We start from the raw sequence: 16,289 nt of genomic DNA, 5'->3' as shown, positions 1-16,289 counted from the left end.
CATGAGCGATCGTCCTGTGTGGATCGATCATTTCCCCGAACATCTACCGAACCGGCCGCCGGGGCGTCCGACGCATCAGAGCGCGGCGGCGTGGTCGGGTACGTAGGTGTAGTTCTCCTTGGGCGGCCGCTCGTAGTCGCCGGGCCGCGGTCGAGCCGGCAGGTCCACCCGAGGGCGTGGCATCTCGCGGTACGGGATGCTGGAAAGCAGGTGCGCGATCATGTTGATGCGGCCCCGCCGCTTGTCCTCGCTCTCCACCAGGTACCACGGCGCGGCCGGCGTGTCGGTCGCCGCGAGCATCTCGTCCCTGGCCTTCGAGTACTCGTCCCAGCGGGACACCGATTCCAGGTCGATGGGCGACAGCTTCCACCGGCGCATCGGATCGTCCATGCGCTTGCGCAACCGCCGTTCCTGCTCGGCCTGGCTGATCGAGAACCAGTACTTCCGCAGCAGCAGGCCGTCCTCGACGAGCAAGTTCTCCAGCACCGGGCACTGCCGCAGGAACAGGCGGCACGCCTCCTCCGTGCAGAACCCCATCACGCGTTCGACGCCCGCGCGGTTGTACCAACTGCGGTCGAACAGCACGATCTCCCCCGCCGCCGGCAGGCGCTCGACGTAACGCTGGAAGTACCACTGCGAGCGCTCCCGCTCCGACGGCGCCGGAAGCGCCACGATCCGCGCGACCCGCGGGTTGAGGTACTCGGCCACCCGCTTGATCGTGCTGCCCTTCCCGGCCGCGTCACGCCCCTCGAAGACCACCACGAGCCGGGCGCCCTCGACGCGGACCCACTCCTGCAGCTTCACCAACTCGCTCTGCAACCGGAAGAGCTCGCGCTCGTAGACGGGCCGCGGCAGCCGCTTCCCCGCTCCGCCGGCCTCGCTCTCGCCACCGGTCATCCCGATCACCTCCAGCCCGCACACGCGCGGCGCGCGGAAACGCCGGTTCGATCGTCCACAACGGTCACGTCACGGAGCCGGATCACCACCTGCGGAAGCCGCTTCCGCCCAGGCCCGGGGGAAGCTCCGCCGCCTGCGTCGTGACGGCACTCCCCGCACCACGGGTTTCCCGCCCAACGCCGCCCGGGTACCCGCGACGGGGCCGGCCGGAACGGAGTCGGTCGGCCTTGGTCCGCGCCGATCGCGCGACGGACCGTGGACACCGCTCGCCTTTCACCTGCCGCCGGGATCGTGCCCGCGTTGCGACCCCGCCGGTGGATCTCCCGGCAGTTCGGGTATCCCACGAACACATCGCGAGCGAACGCAAGGTCACCATGGCTGCCACGAGGATCGATCCGCCCCACGGCGCACGCCTGTTCGGGCGCCGCTGGCCCCACGTGCCGACGGCGGAACCTGGCGCGCCATGACCACGCCCGCGTGGCAGTTCGGCTTCCACGACTTCGTCCCGGAGGACGAAGGCCGCCGAGAGGCGTTGTGCACGTTGGGGAACGGGTACTTCGCCACGCGCGGAGCGGCACCGGAATCCCACGCCGACGGGGTGCACTACCCCGGCACCTACGTCGCGGGCTGCTACAACCGCCTCACCACGACCGTCGCCGGGCGCGAAGTGGAGAACGAGTCCCTGGTCAACATGCCGAACTGGCTGCTGCTGACCTTCCGCACCGATGACGGCCCGTGGTTCGACCTCGCGCAGGTCGAGGTGCTGGACCACGAGCAGGAGCTGGACCTCGAACGCGGCCTCCTGGTCCGGCGGCTGTGTTTCCGCGATGGACGGGCTCGCACCACCAGGATCGTCCAGCACCGCTTCGTGCATCTGGCCTCGCCCCACCTCGCCGGCCTCGCGACCACGCTCGTCGCCGAGGACTGGTCGGGGGCGTTAACGTTGCGCTGCGGGATCGACGGGGACGTGACCAACAGCGGGGTCGCCCGCTATCGCGCGCTCGGCGGCCGGCACCTCGTCGACCACCGGACCGCCGAAGTCGCCCCGGACATCGTGGTGCTGCACGCGCGGACGTCCCAGTCGGACATCCACGTCGCCGTGGCCCAACGGACCCGGGTGCACGTCGGCGGCGATCTCCTCGACGCACGCTCGCTCCTGCAGCGCGGCGAGATGATCGCCCACGATGTCACCCTCGACGTCGAACAGGGCGTCGAGGTGCGGGTGGAGAAGGTCGTCTCGCTGCACACCTCGCGGGATTTCGCCGCCACCGAGCCGGTGTCCGAGGCCGTGGACCAGGTGCGCGACGCCGCCGGCTTCGACGAGCTGCGCCGATCGCACAGCACGGCCTGGGCTCGCCTGAACGGCGAGTTCCACAGTGGACTGTCCATGAGCGACGCCGCGCAGCAGGCCGTGCACCTGCACCTGTTCCACCTGCTGCAGACGGTTTCGCCGAACACCACCGATCTCGACGCCGGACTACCGGCCCGCGGGCTGCACGGGGAGGCCTACCGCGGCCACGTCTTCTGGGACGAGCTGTTCGTCCAGCCCACCCTCGACCTGCGCATGCCGCAGTTGAGCCGGGCGCTGCTGCGCTACCGCTACCGCAGGCTGGACCGCGCCCGCAAAGCCGCTCGCGACGCCGGATTCGCGGGCGCGATGTTCCCCTGGCAGAGCGGCAGCAACGGCCGCGAGGAAACCCAGCGCCTGCACCTCAACCCCCGTTCGAACCGCTGGCTGCCCGACCACACGCACCTGCAGCGGCACATCGGGCTCGCCATCGCCCACAACGTGTGGCACTACCACCAGGCCAGCGGGGACGAGGAGTTCCTCCGCGACTTCGGCGCCGAGATGATCCTGGAGATCGCCCGCTTCTTCGCCTCGCTCACCCGGTACGACCGCGGCCGGGACCGCTACGTCATCCGCGGCGTCGTCGGCCCGGACGAGTACCACACCGCATACCCCGGGCGGGAGCGGCCGGGAATCGACGACAACGCCTACACCAACGTCATGACCGCTTGGCTGTGCCGCACCGCCGTGCACGTCCTCCGCGAGCTGCCCGACCGGCGGCGGCACGAACTGACCGACCAGCTCGACATCCGGCACCACGAGATCGACCGCTGGAAGCGCATCGCGCAACGCATGTTCGTGCCCTTCCACGGGAACGGGATCATCAGCCAGTTCGACGGTTACGACCGGCTCGCCGAACTCGACTGGGACGCCTACCGGCAGCGCTACGGCGACATCCAGCGCCTCGACCGCATCCTGGAGGCCGAGGACGACGACCCGAACCGCTACCAGGCGTCCAAGCAGGCCGACGTGCTGATGCTGTTCTACCTGCTGCCGGCCGAAGAACTCGGGGAGATCCTCGGCAGGCTGGGCTACCCCATGCCCAGCATTCCCGACAACATCGAGTACTACCTGAAGCGCACCAGCCACGGATCGACCCTCAGCGCCGTCGTCCACGCCTGGGTCCTCGCCCGCAGCCGCCGGCACCGCGCGCTGGAGTTCTTCGACCGCGTGCTGGCCAGCGACATCCACGACACCCAGCACGGCACCACCGCCGAAGGCATCCACCTGGCCGCCATGGCGGGCAGCATCGATCTCCTGCAACGCTGCTTCGCCGGCATCGAGGTCCGCGACGGCGAACTGCACCTCAACCCGCTGTGGCCGGCCGAGCTGGGGCCGCTGGAGCTGATCATCCGCTACTGGGGCCAGCCGCTCACCATCGAGGTGACCGGCCGCACCGCCACCGTGCGTACCTGGCCCGGGCGCCTCCGCCTCCCGGTCACCTGCACCTGCGGTGCCCGCACCGTCCACCTCGGCCCCGGGGAAACCGCCCGGTTCTCGCTGGAGAACTCGCTCCGAGGAGACGATCCCGCGGCCCACTCCCCGCCCTGACACCTCGTCGCGAGGCTGGCTCCGGTCCGGACCCATCCGCGGAAACCGTCGGAGTGGATCGGGACGAGGGTCTCTAGCGACCGCGATCGTGCTTCGCGACGCTTGTCGGACGGGCGCGACTCGCGACCGCTTGACGCCGGCAGCAACCGGGCGTTGGGGCACGCATCGACCGCAGGAGGTGCGGAATGCGCCAGGAGAAGGCTCGCCGACACACCCATCACGACGAAGAGCTGCCAGAACCGCGAACCAGCGGTGCGGACAGGCGTGACGAGCTCGACGATTCGACCGATTCCCTCCTGGAGGAGATCGACGACGTCCTGGAGGAGAACGCCGCCGAGTTCGTTCGCTCCTACATCCAGAAGGGCGGCGAATGAGCCACTAACGATCGAAGGGCCTCCGGCCGGCCTGCGCAGGGTGCGGGCCTGCCGGAAAGCGGTCGCGACGTCGACGCTGATCCGGGGTACTCGTGGGTCGGACGGCGGGGAGGTCTGGCATGGCATCGAGTGGGCGGGTGGTCGTCGGGGTGGACGGCTCCGAATCGTCGCTGACGGCCGCCGCGTGGGCCGCCGGAGAAGCCGACCTGAGGCACGCCGAGCTCGTGCACCTCGTGATGGTTTCCGGTGATCCGTCGCGGGACGACGAGGCATGGGAGATCGTCGGGCCCGTGGCGGAGCGGACCGCGGACCGGCATCCGGGGCTGGCGGTCTCCTCGGGCGTCGAGCCCGGCGAACCCGCGGACGTCCTGCTGCAGCTCTCGGACGCGGCCGAGCTGGTCGTGGTCGGTTCACGCGGGCGGAGCACGCTGGCCGCGACCCTGCTGGGCTCGGTCAGCGCCAAAGTCGCCGCCCACGCGCAATGTCCGGTCGTCGTGGTCCGGGACCACCGGGACAGCGGCGCGGTGGTCGTCGGCGTGGACAACTCCCCGCACGGCGGCGCCGCCCTGCGGTACGGGTTCGACGCCGCCTCCCGGTACGGATCCGAGCTGGTGGCCGTGCAGGTGTGGCAGGACATCGAGTACGCGCCGGTCGTGCCTCGCATGGAGTACGAACTGGCCGACCTGCGCGACGAAGCGCTGCGCGGAGTGGCCGAGCAACTCGCCGGGTGGACCGAGTCCTATCCGGACGTGCCCGTTCGCAAGGTGGCCCAGCGGGGGCACCCGGTGGCCGAGCTCGCCGCCGCGGCCGAAGATGCCCGGCTGCTCGTCGTCGGGCACCGGGGGCGCGGCGGATTCACCGGACTGCTGCTGGGATCGGTCGCCGCCGGCGTGCTGCACCACGCCTCCTGCCCGGTCGCCGTCGTCCGGGGCGGAGGCGGGGCGTCGTGAGCGGCGTCATCCGGCGCGCAGGACCGCGACCGGGCAGTGCGCTCGGTTGACGACCGCGTGGCTCACCGAGCCGAGCAGGCTGCGCCGGATGCGCCCCCGCCCATGACTGCCCACGACCAGCAGGCTCGCCTCCTGGGCCTCGCCCATCAAGGCCTCGGCGGGCTTTTCCGGCGTCACCACCCGCCGGACGCCGACATCTGGATGCCGTTCGCCCCGTCCCGCCAGGGAAGCGGCGAGCACTTCCTCGGCTACCTCGCGCACCTCGCTCCAGGGCAGCTCCCACTGCTGGACGCGGGCGAAGGGGTCCAGCGGCAGATCGCTCCAGGCGTGCACCGCGACGAGTTCGCCGCCGTGGCGGGAGGCGAAGTCGTAGGCGAAATCGATGGCCAGGCGGCTGGCCGCGGAGCCGTCGACGCCGACGACGACCGGTCCCGTGCCGGGCTGCTCCCGGTCACCGCGGACCACGACGACGGGAGCCCCGGTGCGCCGGGTCAGCAGTTCCGCCGACATCGAGCCCAGCACCCCGAGCTCCACCTCGATGCGCGGCCCGCCGAGCACCAGCACCTCGGCCTCCCCCGCCATGTCCGCCAGCACCTCGGCCGGATCCCCGAACGGCATGCTGCTGTGCACTTCCAGTTCCGCGTCGATCTCCTGGCAGCCGGTGACCAGTTGCGCGAGTTCGTGCCGCAGGATCTTCTGCAGCGGCTCCAGCACGTCACCTTCGCCCGGCACCTTGATCGACGTGTGCTCCTCGAACGGCCACGTGAGCACGTGCACGAGCAGCAGCGGCCGACGTCGGCTGGATGCCTCGCGCGCTGCCCACCACACAGCCCGGCGGGAGGACTCCGTCAGGTCGAACCCCGCCACCACCGCCTTGCGACTGGTCTCGGTCATCCGTTCTCCCCCTTCGGCCTAATCGAGCGCGGGATCGAAGGAGACCACGCCGGACTGCGCGTCTTCCCCGGTCTGCTCCGGCATTCCCTCGGGGACGACCAGCACCGGGCATCGGGCCTGGTGGATGCACCGCAGCGCCGTGCTGCCCAGGATCGCGTCGGCGATCCACCCACGACCACGATCGCCCAGCACCAGCATCGCGGCGTGGGCGGACCGTTCGGCCAGCACCTCGGCGGCATCGCCCTCGACGAGCTCGGCGTGCACTTCCGGCGTCGTGGTTCCGCCCATGCAGCCGCGCACCACGCTCTTCAGGTCCTCCCAGTGCTGATCCCGCACGTGGTGCGGAGCCAGCCCCGGGCTCATCAGCATCGGGCCCGGCCCGGCGAGCACGGCATGCGGCGTCCAGGCCATGACCGCGTGCACCGGCACGCACCGCCGGCGTCCCTCGGCGAGGGCCCAGCGCAGCGCCCGCGCGCTCGCATCCGACCCGTCCACTCCCACCACGAGAACCCCGTGACCGGTCACGGTTCCCACCTCGTCTCCCGCCCCAGCACGAGCGAGTCCACTTCGGTTCGACAAGAGCCCATTCCCGTTACCACGCACCCGGTTTCCACGGGGAACAACGCTCACGGACGCGCATGCTCGGCAGCGGCGCGCAGGGTGGCCCGCATGATGGACTTGACGAACGGCGACACCGTCCGCCAGTACAGCGTGAAGATCCGCCGCGTGATCGGGTCGTCGAGCGTGACGCGGATGTCGTAGGTGGCCAGGCTGCTGCGGCGGCCGTAGGGGCGCACCGAGAACGACGCCACGATCTTTCCCCGGCCGGGCTTGCCGTACTCGGCGAACTCCTCTGCGGTCACCTCCTCCATGCGCACGATCGGCGTCCAGAACCTGCCCACCGCACCGAAGACGACTTCCTGGCCCGGCCGTTCGCCGAGCAGCACCCAGTCGCCGCGCGCGCACAGGTCGTCGTAGCTCAGGCGGGTCGGAACCCGAGCCGGAACGCGGCGTTTGAGCCGCTCCGGCAGTCCCCGCACCCACATGGCCAGGTCCGCGGTTCGCGACCCGATGGTGAGCAGGTCGAGATGGCGCAGCGCGCGGTACGCCGCCTCCGGCGGCGCGTCGACGACCAGGTGCTCGACCGCGCCCGCGTCGTAGCGGGCCGCGAAGTCGTCGACGTTCACCGAGCGCTCCGTGACCTCCCACTCCGCCGAAGCGGTGTCAGGGGGCTGGATCCGCGTCCTGTCCGTCTTGTCGTTCATCGGCCCTCCTCCTCTCGTCGAAGAAAGCGTCGAAGAAAGCGGAGCACCCGATCCGGCCGTCACGTCCGGCGTCTGCGTTCGGCCAGCGCCGTCCTCCGGCGCCGGTACTCCTCCTCGTCGATCTCCCCGCGGGCGAAGCGCTCCGCCAGCAGTTCTTCGGCCGTGGCGGTGTCGCGGTCGCCCTGCCCGGTGCGCTGCAGGTAGCGGACCAGCGCGATGATCGCCGCGATGACGAGCGCCCAGAACAGGACCATGCTCACCGTCATCATCGTCAGGCCCCACATGCCCCAGCCGTAGCCGTAAGGCATCACGCTCGCCTCCTCTGCTCGTTCAGCGCGCCACGATGAGCGGGCACGGCGCGTGCTGCACCAACTGCTGGCTCGTCGAGCCCAGCACCAAGCCGGTGAACGCCCCGCGCCCGCGTGCTCCCACGACCACCACCTGCGCGTGCTGCGCGTGTTCGAGCAGGACACGGGCCGGTTTGCCGTTCGCCACGATGCGCCGGACTTCGACCTGGGGATACTCCTCGTGCCAGCTCGCGAGGCGCTCCGCGAGGATGCGCTCCTCCTCCTGCTGGACCGCTGCTGCGCGGCCCTCGGCGTGGAAGCTGTACCAGGCTTGCTCGGTGCCGGCGGCGTGCCAGGCGTGCACGGCTTCGAGAGCGGCACCGCGCATCGCGGCTTCCTCGAATGCCGTCTTCAGCACGGTTTCCCCGGCTGGTGTGCCGTCCACGCCGACGACGACGGGCGCGTCGGGGGCTTCCACGCGCGACCGCCGCACCACTGCGACCGAAGAGTGGCCGTGCGCGCACAGGCCGATCGCGACCGACCCGACGAGGAGTTCGGCGAAGCCGCCGAGTCCGCTGCTGCCGACGACGGCGAGCTGCGCGTGCCGCGACTCGGCTACGAGCACGGGTATGGCGCCGCCGGCGACCACGAAGGTCTCCACCTCCAGCCCCGGGGCCGCTTCGGTCGCTTCTCCCTTGGCCCGGTGCAGCCATTGCTGGGCTTGCCTCGCCATGGCGCTCGCGTACGTTTCGGGCACCGGTGTCGTCGGCAGGTCCGGCAGGTACGTCTGGGCGAGGACGTCCGCGAAGACCACCCGCAGCCAGGTGCCTCGGCGGTGGGCCTCGGCGGCTGCCCAGCGCACGGCGTCCAGCGCCGCCGCGGACCCGTCGATGCCCACGACGACCGATCTTTCCTGTGCCGCGGTCATCGTTGCCCGACCTCCGGTTCCGCGGGAAGCCCGAATCGCATCAGCACCTGCGGCACCGCGGTGATCTCGTGCAGCGCGCTCATCGCGTCCAGCTCGGGCCGGACGGCGACCACGGGAGTGCTGGCGAGATCGAGTGCGCTTGCCTGAACGGTCATGTTCCACTCCGGAAGGCCCTAACCCGGCTCGACCGTCGCGCAGCCCGCCGCGGTCCGGCAAGGGGAGATGGTCACTGGAGTTCACCGCCGTCAGACGCGGAGCTCGCGGATGACGGGATCCTCGGGTTCGCCCGGGTCCAAGCGGATGCATCGTCGGGTTCCACCGGGCTGCGCAGGAAGTAGCGTTCCTCGGGCCCTGCGCCGACACCGGCCGCGCCTCCCACGCGATCCCCGCACTCACGGGACGACCACCCCACCTCGCCGGCGGCGATAGAGCCCATCGGCCCTATCAGCGCGGCGGTCGCGGTTGGCAACGTGAGCGGGGTTGCGGTCCGAGCATCGCGAGGGGGCGCGAGCATGCGCAGCTGCTGGTGGTCGGCCACCGTGGACTCGGGGGATTTCCCGGTCTGCTGGTGGGTTCCGTGACCAGGGGCGTGTTGCACCACCCACCGTGCCCGGTCGCGGTGGTCCCGGACTGACGGCTCCATCACCGAGGGGGCATTCGTGCGGCGGGACGCGTTCGTCGAATGGGAACAGCGGTTCGGGCGGGGTGGGACCGGAGTCCTCGGGCGATTGCGCGCCGTGGCGGCGCTGCGGGGGCGGATCGGCGCGAACGACCTGCACGACGTCGCCGAGGAGGTCCGGCGGCCGGTGGCCGCGCTCGCCGGGGCAGCGGGCTACTACGCCGATTTCGCCGGTGCACAAGGCATCCGCCACGTCCGCGTATGCGTGGGGACCTCGTGCTTCGTCTCGGCCGGCGACCACACCGTGCCGCTGGCCGAAGCGGCGCTCGGCGTCGAACCCGGACGCGCCAGCGCCGATGGTTCGGTGTCGTTGGCCGGCGCGTACTGCCTGGGCTTCTGCTACGCCGCACCGGCCGCCCTCGACGGGCACACGCCCATCACCGGTCCCGAGCTCGGCGATCGACTGCTCACCGCAGACCACCCGGTCGCCCCGGCGATCCCCTACCGGGTCATCAGCCGCCGGGCCGTGACACTCGCCGGGCTGACCGGAGCCGAGGGCTCCTGGCAGGTGTGGCCGCAGGTCGTCGAGGACGGGTCACCGGCCGCGGTCCGCGCCGAGGTCTCGGTCGCCGGCCTGCGCGGCCGCGGCGGCGCCGAGTTCCCGGTGGCGCAGAAGTGGGAGGCGGCGCGCGGCGCGGCGCCGAGGTTCGTGGTGGCCAACGGTGACGAAGGCGATCCCGGCTCGTTCTGCGACCGGCTGCTGATGGAGGGCGACCCGCACCGGGTGCTGGAGGGACTGGCCCTCGCCGGATTCGCCGTCGGCGCGAACCGGGGCGTGGTTTTCGTGCGTTCGGAATATCCCGCAGCGGTGGGAAGAATGCGGGCCGCGGTGGCGGAGGCGCGGGCCGCGGGGCACCTCGGGTCCGGTGTGCACGGCTCGTCCTTCGACTTCGACGTCGAGGTCGTGGAAGGCGCGGGGTCCTACGTCGCCGGGGAGGAAACCGCGCTCCTGCATGCCTTGCAAGGATTTCGCGGCAGCGTCCGGCCCCGGCCGCCGTACCCGACCGAGTACGGCCTGGCCGGACGGCCCACCGCGGTGAACAACGTCGAAACGCTCGCGGCGGTGCCGTGGGTGTTGCGGCACGGCGGCGCCGCTTACGCGCAGCTCGGCGACCGGGTCGAGACCGGCACCAAGCTCGTGTGCCTGAGCCAGCGGTTCCGGCATCCCGGCGTCTACGAGGTCGAGTTCGGCGTGCCGCTGCGCTACATCGCCGAAACCCTCGGCGGCGGCCTCAAACCCGGCTACGCGCTGCGGGCCCTGCAGGTCGGAGGCCCGCTCGGCGGCTTCCTCTCGCCCGACGACCTGGACATCCCGCTGCTCGCCGAAGCGCTCGCCGACGCCGGGGTGGCACTCGGGCACGGCAGCCTCGTCGCCATCGACGACCGCATCACCGCGCGGGAGCTGCTCCGGCACGTGTGGAGCTTCGCCGCCGCCGAGAGCTGCGGCGCCTGCATCCCGTGCCGCGTCGGCACGCAGCGCGGAGTGGAGCTGGCGACGCGCTTCCCGACCGGGTCGGAGCAAGTCCTTTCACAGCAGGACGAACTCCTCGACGTGATGAGGACCGGCAGCCTGTGCGCCTTCGGCCGGGGCGTGCCGGGAGCGGTGCGAAGTCTGCTGCGCGTCTACCGCGACGAGCTCCTGCCAGGAGAGCGCTGATGCGCGTGACCATCGGGCGCACCGCGGTGGACGTCGCGGACGACGCGACGGTTCTCGATGCCGTCCGCGCCGGTGGCACAGACCTTCCGGCGCTCTGCCACGACGACCGGTTGTCCCCGCGCGGTTCTTGCCGCGCCTGCCTGGTTCGCGCGGCAGGTCGGGTCGTCGCCGCCTGCACCACCCCCGCAACGGACGGCATGCACGTCGACCTCGACGACCCCGCTGCTCGGCAGGCGGCCAGAGGGGCGGTCGAGCTGATCGTCTCCGAACTTCCCGAACGGGCGCTGGACATTCCCGCCGAGCGCAGCGAGCTCGTCCGGGCATGCGCGCATTTCGGCATCACCACCAGCGGTTTCGCCGGCGCCGGGCACGATCGCGGGACCGATCGTTCGCACCCCTACGTCAAGCTCGACCGCGACCTGTGCATCGCCTGCGGACGGTGCGTGGCCATGTGCGCCGAGGTCCAGGGCACCTTCGCCCTCGAACTCACCGGCCGCGGCTTCGACACCGTCGTCACGCCGGGTGATGGCGGGCCGTGGGTCTCCTCGCCCTGCGTCGGATGCGGCGGATGCGTCGACAGCTGTCCCACCGGCGCGTTGTCCGAGCCCGGCCTGCTGGACCTCCGGCCCACCACCGCGACGACCACGACCACGTGCGGCTACTGCGGGGTCGGCTGCACCCTCGACGTCCACGTCCGCGACGACACCATCGCCGCGATCACCCCGACGCACGGCGCGCCGGTCAACCGCGGCCACGCCTGCATCAAAGGCCGCTTCGCGCATTCCTTCGCCCGCGCCGACGACCGCCTCACCACACCGCTGCTGCGACGCGACGGCCAACTGGTCGAATCGACCTGGCCCGAAGCCCTCGCGACGGTCGCCCGACGGCTCGCGGACATCCGCGACCGGCACGGCCCGGACGCGATCGCCATGATCTCCTCCGCCCGCGCCACCAACGAGGAGAACTACCTCGCCCAGAAGTTCATCCGCACCACCATCGGCACCAACAACATCGACAACTGCTCCCGCCTGTGCCACGCGCCCTCCGCCGCCGGGCTCACCGCCTCCCTCGGCCTCGCCGGCGGCACCAACCCCCTCGACGACCTCGACCACGCGGACTGCATCCTGCTCGCCGGCGCCAACCCCACCGAGGCCCACCCGGTCGTCGGAGCCCGCATCAAGCAACGAGTCCTAGCCGGAGCCGGCCTCGTCGTCGTCGACCCCCGGCGCACCGAACTCGCCGCGCTCGCCGACATCCACCTGCAGAACCGGCCGGGCTCCAACGTCGCCGTCTTCAACGGCCTCGCGCACCAGCTGATCATCGAGGACCTCGTCGCCCACGACTTCCTCGAACAGCGGACGACGGGGTTCGACGAGCTCGCGACGCTGGTCCGCGACTGCGAACCCGACACCGTCGCCGGTATCGCCGAGGTGCCACCGGCGGATCTGATCGCGGCAGCGCGGCTCTTCGGGCGATCGCAGCACCCGATCATCATCTACGGGCTCGGCATCACCGAGCATGCTCACGGCACCGACGGCGTGCGCACCCTGACCAACCTCGCCATCCTGCGCGGCTCGGTCGGCACACCCGGCTGCTGCGGAATTCTCCCGCTACGCGGCCAGAACAACGTCCAAGGCGCATCCGACATGGGCGCGCTGCCGGACGTCCTGCCCGGCTACCAGCCCATCAGCGACGCGGGAGTCCGCGACCGCTTCGCAGCCGCCTGGGGCCGCCCGGTTCCCGGACGGCCCGGCCTGCGCATCCCGCAGATGTTCGACGCCGCCATCGCCGGAGACGTGCGGGCGCTGTACGTCATCGGCGAGGACATTGCCCAGAGCGACCCGACCAGCGGCCACGTCCGCGACGCCCTGCGGGCGTGCGACCTGGTGGTCTGCCACGACCTCTTCCTGTCGCGCACGGCCGAGCACGCCGACGTCGTCCTGCCCGCCGCGTCCTTCCTGGAGAAGGATGGGACCTTCGTCAACTTCGACCGCCGCTTCCAACGCGTGCGCCCCGCCCTGATCCCACCAGGACGAGCGGACACCGACTTCGGCATCCTGCACCGCCTCGCCCGCGCGCTGGGCTCCGACCTCGGGTGCCGCACACCCGCCGAAGCGCTCGCCGAATGCGCCGCCCTCACACCGGTCTTCGCCGGGATCTCGCACCGCAGGCTCGACGCCGAAGGGCCGCTGCACTGGCCCTGCCGAGCACCCGGCCACCCCGGCGAAGCCGTGCTCCACCTAGAGAGGTTCTCCACTCCGGACGGCCGAGCGGCACTGGCCGCCCTCCCCTACCTCCCACCTGGCGAACAACCGGACGCAGAGTTCCCCTTCCTGCTGGTCACCGGTCGGCGGCTGGTGCACTACAACACCGGATCCATGACCCGCCGCACCCCCAACACCGAACTCCGGCCCGCCGAGACCCTCGAACTCCATCCCGCCGACGCCGCCCACCTCGGCGTGCGGGAAGGCGCCGAGGTGACCGTGACCAGCCGCTGGGGCCGAGCCACCCTGACCGCCCACCCCAGCCGCGACATCGCGCCGGGCCAGGCGTTCGCCGCCTTCCACTTCCCCGGCGCGACCGTCAACGACCTCACCTCGCCGCACACCGACGCGATCACCGGCTGCCCCGAGTACAAGGTCACCGCGGTGCGCATCGCGCCAGCGCAACGCGACTCCGACCGAGCCGGTGGAAAGCCGTGAGCCCGCCACGCGTCTCCGAACGAACTGCCCGATTCGAGGCCGATCGGCCCTCCCGCGCAGCCGCGGTTCCCGCCACGGTGGCCTCGCGGAGAGGAAGCCGGGGAGCGCTGACGTGGTTCAGAGCGACCCTCTGGCCGATGACGCATCCGTCCGTTGTGGAGTGCTTCCGTGAGCGAGCAGAGCAGTTACGCGATCGTCGTCGGCATCGACGGCTCGCCATCCTCGAAAGAAGCCCTGCGGTGGGCCGTTCACCAAGCACGTCGTGCAGGTGGACGAATCAACGCGGTGATGGTCTGGGACGCGCCCGCGCTCTACGACTGGCCCATGCGAACCGCCGAACAGCTCGACCGCGCCACGAACGAGGCGCTCCGCGAGATCGTCCGCGAAACCGTCGACGAAGCCGACCTCGCCAGGATCAGCACGCACGTCGCCCGCGGCCATCCGGCCAAGGCCCTGCTGGACGCCGCCGAAACAGCCGACCTCCTCGTAGTGGGCCAGCGTGGCCAAGGCACCTTCACCCACGCCCTGCTCGGCTCGATCAGCCAGTACTGCGTCAGCCACGCACCGTGCCCGGTGGTCGTCGTGCGCGACGACCACCGGGTACCGGCGCGGTGAAGGTCAAGACCGGCCGGTTCAGGGAATGAGGACTACTTTCCCGAATTTCCCGGGTCCGGACAGGCGGGCGTACGCCTCGTCGTAGGCCTGGAGGGCGCAGGTCGTCTCGATCGGTACCTGAATTCGTTCCTGTGCCAGGAGCGGGACGACATGGGTGCGGATGCCGTGTGCCAGCAGTGCCTTCTCCGCGGGGCTGCGCCCGCGGATGGTCGTTCCGATGAGGCGGGCGCGTTTGAGCATGAGGTCGAACATCTTCAAGGGCGCGGTCATTCCGCCCTGAACGCCGACGACGAGCAAACGCCCACCGGTCCGCAGCAACCCGACGCGGTCCAGGCAGCTGTCGCCACCGACCAGTTCGACGATGATGTCGAACGGTCCGTGGTCGATTTCGCCTTCGGGCGTGACGACGTCGAGGCGACCGCCCGCAGCCGGCAGCGCGGCGACTTTGCCGTGGAGTTCGGTGCGGCGCACGCTCGCAACCACATCGGCGCCGGAGACCGCAGCGATCTGCACCATCGCCGTGCCGATCCCGCCGGCGGCGCCGGTGACCAGAACCCGGTCTCCGGCCGCGATACCGGCCTGGGTGACGAGCGCATCCCACGCGGTGCTGAAGGCTTCCGGGAACCCGCCGGCCTGCTCCCATGGGATGTTGCCCGGAACCGGGAGGAGCAGATCTGCGGGAACGGCGATGCGTTCTGCGTGTCCACCCCCACCGACCAGCGCCATCACGCGGTCTCCGACGCGGACGTCGCGCACCGCCGAACCCAGTTCGAGGACTTCGCCGGAGACTTCCAAGCCGGGGATGTGGGCCGGCCAGCCGGCGGGTGCCGGGTAGTCTCCGCGTGCTTGCTGCAGGTCTGCGGCGTTGAGCCCGGCTCCGCGGATGCCGATGAGGACCTGATCCGGTCGGAGAACGGGCTCCGGGCACTCCCGAAGCTCGAACCGGCCGTCGACGATCGTGACTGCGCGCATGACGAGATACTAGGGCGGAAGAAATGCGACATCGCTCCTCCCAGGTGCACGGTCGCTGCTGACCGCCGACGCGGAGGTCGTAGTAGACCTCGCGGACGATGAACGCATGTCCTTCTTCGACAGCCCCTTCAGAGTGAGGCTAAGCGCATGAGTCTCGCCGAGCCGAGTATTCGGGAGACGCGAACGAACCGAGTTCATGACGTCTCTTGGTCGGCTGCCGGCCGGTCGGAGGAGATCACACCTCGAATGTTGGTCGACCGCGGTCTTCGAGGCGCGTTGCTGGGGCAGTTCGCCACCGTCGAGCTCACCTCGTCGCCCGGTCCCGACCGGCTCGTCCAGGCGATGCGACGGCTCGGCCTGGGCACTGTCCGGCGGATCAGGCTTCGGGGTTGAAGGGCCTGAGGTCGTAGAGGTAGGAGCGGCCATTCTTGAAGCTGCGCCAGACGTTGGCCGGGGGTTCGGGCTCATCGGTGTGGCTGTTGAGGGGATGGGCGGTCACGAGGCCGTCAGCGATCTTGCAGTGCCAGCCGTCGGTCGGCGACCAGACACACCACACGTTCCCGTCCGTGCGGCGGTAGGCCGGGCGGCCGTAGTGCTCGCCGTCGCGTTCGAAGTAGTAGCGGAGCCCGTCGATGTGGCGGACGAAAGCGAAGGATGCAAGTGCCGTCATACCTTCGGCACTGTAAGCGACGACGCTGCTGCGGCTGCGGAGTTCTGGACGCAACCAGGTGCAGTGCGCATCTCATGGGTGGAGCCAGAGCCGGATTGCGGCGGAGGTGACGGTGCCGTGGAAGACATGAGCTCTCTGTCGTAGCGGGTGGCGACTGCCCGGGAGTTCTTGAGCCGGTTGATCGTGCGCTCGACCTCGTTGCGGCGTTTGCAGCGGTATGCCCGTCGGAACCCGGAACAAGACTCCATTGATCACCTCGCGGTGCTCGTTCCACCGCCCGCCACGCTGTCCCGGCGCCGGCAAATGCGGCTCCACCGGACCACTCGGCATTCGTCAGATCACCCTGCCCCATGCCGGGCACAACGAACCAGCAGTCCGACAGTCACATGATCCGCCGGACAGTGCCTAGTGTTCTGAGTCGTTAATGGTTTTATTGATTCTGGTGCAGTAGTGGGCGAGGCTGGCGAGGATCTCGTCAGCGGTTTTGGTCCACACGAAGG

17 protein-coding genes and 1 pseudogene are annotated in these 16,289 nt (G+C 70.7%); 8 read left to right on the top strand and 10 right to left on the bottom strand.

Annotated features, from left to right (window positions below):
- Positions 1–75: 75 nt before the first annotated feature.
- The gene (gene ppk2 / locus ACWEV3_RS31435) at positions 76–897 is read right to left on the bottom strand and encodes a polyphosphate kinase 2 (protein WP_452617342.1); all 822 of its coding nucleotides are present in this window, start codon (positions 895–897) and stop codon (positions 76–78) included.
- 463 nt (positions 898–1,360) lie between these two features.
- On the opposite strand from ppk2, the gene ACWEV3_RS31430 reads away from it, so the two are divergent.
- The 3 genes from ACWEV3_RS31430 to ACWEV3_RS31420 all read left to right on the top strand — a co-directional run bounded on the left by ACWEV3_RS31430 (position 1,361) and on the right by ACWEV3_RS31420 (position 5,120).
- Positions 1,361–3,796, top strand: a complete 2,436-nt coding sequence (locus ACWEV3_RS31430; RefSeq protein WP_452617341.1) for a glycoside hydrolase family 65 protein — start codon at positions 1,361–1,363, stop codon at positions 3,794–3,796.
- A 185-nt stretch (positions 3,797–3,981) separates the two neighbouring features.
- On the top strand, positions 3,982–4,170 hold the full coding sequence (locus ACWEV3_RS31425; protein WP_452617340.1) for a ubiquitin-like protein Pup: 189 nt from the start codon (positions 3,982–3,984) through the stop codon (positions 4,168–4,170).
- A gap of 119 nt (positions 4,171–4,289) precedes the next feature.
- Positions 4,290–5,120 carry a universal stress protein gene (locus ACWEV3_RS31420; RefSeq protein WP_452617339.1) on the top strand — a complete coding sequence of 277 codons (831 nt, stop codon included), beginning with the start codon at positions 4,290–4,292 and terminating at the stop codon, positions 5,118–5,120.
- A 6-nt stretch (positions 5,121–5,126) separates the two neighbouring features.
- Here ACWEV3_RS31420 and ACWEV3_RS31415 read toward each other — a convergent pair whose 3' ends face one another.
- The 6 genes from ACWEV3_RS31415 to ACWEV3_RS31390 form a co-directional block, all read right to left on the bottom strand.
- The gene (locus ACWEV3_RS31415; RefSeq protein WP_452617338.1) at positions 5,127–6,014 is read right to left on the bottom strand and encodes a universal stress protein; all 888 of its coding nucleotides are present in this window, start codon (positions 6,012–6,014) and stop codon (positions 5,127–5,129) included.
- A gap of 18 nt (positions 6,015–6,032) precedes the next feature.
- A complete protein-coding gene (locus tag ACWEV3_RS31410) occupies positions 6,033–6,539 on the bottom strand; it encodes a universal stress protein (RefSeq protein ID WP_452617337.1) in 507 nt (168 codons plus the stop codon).
- A 101-nt stretch (positions 6,540–6,640) separates the two neighbouring features.
- Positions 6,641–7,279, bottom strand: coding sequence for a hypothetical protein (locus tag ACWEV3_RS31405; protein ID WP_452617336.1), 639 nt, complete (start codon positions 7,277–7,279; stop codon positions 6,641–6,643).
- Between the two features lie 59 nt (positions 7,280–7,338).
- Positions 7,339–7,587, bottom strand: a complete 249-nt coding sequence (locus ACWEV3_RS31400; protein WP_397529563.1) for an SHOCT domain-containing protein — start codon at positions 7,585–7,587, stop codon at positions 7,339–7,341.
- Positions 7,588–7,609: 22 nt separating this feature from the next.
- Complete coding sequence (locus ACWEV3_RS31395) at positions 7,610–8,494, bottom strand: universal stress protein (RefSeq protein WP_452617335.1); 885 nt, start codon at positions 8,492–8,494, stop codon at positions 7,610–7,612.
- Positions 8,491–8,649, bottom strand: coding sequence for a hypothetical protein (locus ACWEV3_RS31390; RefSeq protein ID WP_452617334.1), 159 nt, complete (start codon positions 8,647–8,649; stop codon positions 8,491–8,493). Before ACWEV3_RS31390 ends, ACWEV3_RS31395 begins: the two co-directional genes overlap by 4 nt.
- A gap of 149 nt (positions 8,650–8,798) precedes the next feature.
- On the opposite strand from ACWEV3_RS31390, the gene ACWEV3_RS31385 reads away from it, so the two are divergent.
- The 4 genes from ACWEV3_RS31385 (at position 8,799) to ACWEV3_RS31370 (ending at position 14,147) form a co-directional block, all read left to right on the top strand.
- Positions 8,799–9,128 carry a universal stress protein gene (locus ACWEV3_RS31385; RefSeq protein ID WP_452617415.1) on the top strand — a complete coding sequence of 110 codons (330 nt, stop codon included), beginning with the start codon at positions 8,799–8,801 and terminating at the stop codon, positions 9,126–9,128.
- A gap of 25 nt (positions 9,129–9,153) precedes the next feature.
- The gene (locus ACWEV3_RS31380) at positions 9,154–10,830 is read left to right on the top strand and encodes an NADH-ubiquinone oxidoreductase-F iron-sulfur binding region domain-containing protein (RefSeq protein ID WP_452617333.1); all 1,677 of its coding nucleotides are present in this window, start codon (positions 9,154–9,156) and stop codon (positions 10,828–10,830) included.
- A complete protein-coding gene (gene fdhF, locus ACWEV3_RS31375) occupies positions 10,830–13,532 on the top strand; it encodes a formate dehydrogenase subunit alpha (protein WP_452617332.1) in 2,703 nt (900 codons plus the stop codon). Before ACWEV3_RS31380 ends, fdhF begins: the two co-directional genes overlap by 1 nt.
- 168 nt (positions 13,533–13,700) lie before the next feature.
- Positions 13,701–14,147 carry a universal stress protein gene (locus ACWEV3_RS31370; protein WP_452617331.1) on the top strand — a complete coding sequence of 149 codons (447 nt, stop codon included), beginning with the start codon at positions 13,701–13,703 and terminating at the stop codon, positions 14,145–14,147.
- A gap of 18 nt (positions 14,148–14,165) precedes the next feature.
- Here ACWEV3_RS31370 and ACWEV3_RS31365 read toward each other — a convergent pair whose 3' ends face one another.
- Positions 14,166–15,119 carry an alcohol dehydrogenase catalytic domain-containing protein gene (locus ACWEV3_RS31365; protein ID WP_452617330.1) on the bottom strand — a complete coding sequence of 318 codons (954 nt, stop codon included), beginning with the start codon at positions 15,117–15,119 and terminating at the stop codon, positions 14,166–14,168.
- Positions 15,120–15,365: 246 nt separating this feature from the next.
- Between ACWEV3_RS31365 and ACWEV3_RS31360 the strand changes: the two genes are divergently transcribed.
- The gene (locus ACWEV3_RS31360; RefSeq protein WP_452617329.1) at positions 15,366–15,512 is read left to right on the top strand and encodes a hypothetical protein; all 147 of its coding nucleotides are present in this window, start codon (positions 15,366–15,368) and stop codon (positions 15,510–15,512) included.
- Here ACWEV3_RS31360 and ACWEV3_RS31355 read toward each other — a convergent pair.
- Entirely contained in the window at positions 15,496–15,789 is a 294-nt protein-coding gene (locus tag ACWEV3_RS31355) for a hypothetical protein (RefSeq protein ID WP_452617328.1), read from the bottom strand. The two genes, ACWEV3_RS31360 and ACWEV3_RS31355, sit on opposite strands and share 17 nt — an antisense overlap.
- 72 nt (positions 15,790–15,861) lie before the next feature.
- Positions 15,862–15,998: pseudogene (locus tag ACWEV3_RS31350) on the bottom strand (IS5/IS1182 family transposase); the annotation flags it as partial.
- Between the last annotated feature and the right edge of the window lie 291 nt (positions 15,999–16,289).

Source organism: Saccharopolyspora sp. NPDC003752 (genome assembly GCF_053605825.1).
Note: the sequence above shows the minus strand (reverse complement) of the source record. Positions and strands in the feature narration are given on the sequence as shown.

What these genes read in the sequence shown, in the direction of transcription:
- ACWEV3_RS31355 (WP_452617328.1), bottom strand. Translation starts at nt 15,789, where the DNA reads ATGACGGCACTTGCATCCTTCGCTTTCGTCCGCCACATCGACGGGCTC.
- ACWEV3_RS31390 (WP_452617334.1), bottom strand. Translation starts at nt 8,649, where the DNA reads ATGACCGTTCAGGCAAGCGCACTCGATCTCGCCAGCACTCCCGTGGTC.
- ppk2 (WP_452617342.1), bottom strand. Translation starts at nt 897, where the DNA reads ATGACCGGTGGCGAGAGCGAGGCCGGCGGAGCGGGGAAGCGGCTGCCG.
- fdhF (WP_452617332.1), top strand. Translation starts at nt 10,830, where the DNA reads ATGCGCGTGACCATCGGGCGCACCGCGGTGGACGTCGCGGACGACGCG.
- ACWEV3_RS31400 (WP_397529563.1), bottom strand. Translation starts at nt 7,587, where the DNA reads ATGCCTTACGGCTACGGCTGGGGCATGTGGGGCCTGACGATGATGACG.
- ACWEV3_RS31405 (WP_452617336.1), bottom strand. Translation starts at nt 7,279, where the DNA reads ATGAACGACAAGACGGACAGGACGCGGATCCAGCCCCCTGACACCGCT.
- ACWEV3_RS31430 (WP_452617341.1), top strand. Translation starts at nt 1,361, where the DNA reads ATGACCACGCCCGCGTGGCAGTTCGGCTTCCACGACTTCGTCCCGGAG.
- ACWEV3_RS31425 (WP_452617340.1), top strand. Translation starts at nt 3,982, where the DNA reads ATGCGCCAGGAGAAGGCTCGCCGACACACCCATCACGACGAAGAGCTG.
- ACWEV3_RS31360 (WP_452617329.1), top strand. Translation starts at nt 15,366, where the DNA reads ATGTTGGTCGACCGCGGTCTTCGAGGCGCGTTGCTGGGGCAGTTCGCC.
- ACWEV3_RS31365 (WP_452617330.1), bottom strand. Translation starts at nt 15,119, where the DNA reads ATGCGCGCAGTCACGATCGTCGACGGCCGGTTCGAGCTTCGGGAGTGC.
- ACWEV3_RS31420 (WP_452617339.1), top strand. Translation starts at nt 4,290, where the DNA reads ATGGCATCGAGTGGGCGGGTGGTCGTCGGGGTGGACGGCTCCGAATCG.
- ACWEV3_RS31415 (WP_452617338.1), bottom strand. Translation starts at nt 6,014, where the DNA reads ATGACCGAGACCAGTCGCAAGGCGGTGGTGGCGGGGTTCGACCTGACG.
- ACWEV3_RS31395 (WP_452617335.1), bottom strand. Translation starts at nt 8,494, where the DNA reads ATGACCGCGGCACAGGAAAGATCGGTCGTCGTGGGCATCGACGGGTCC.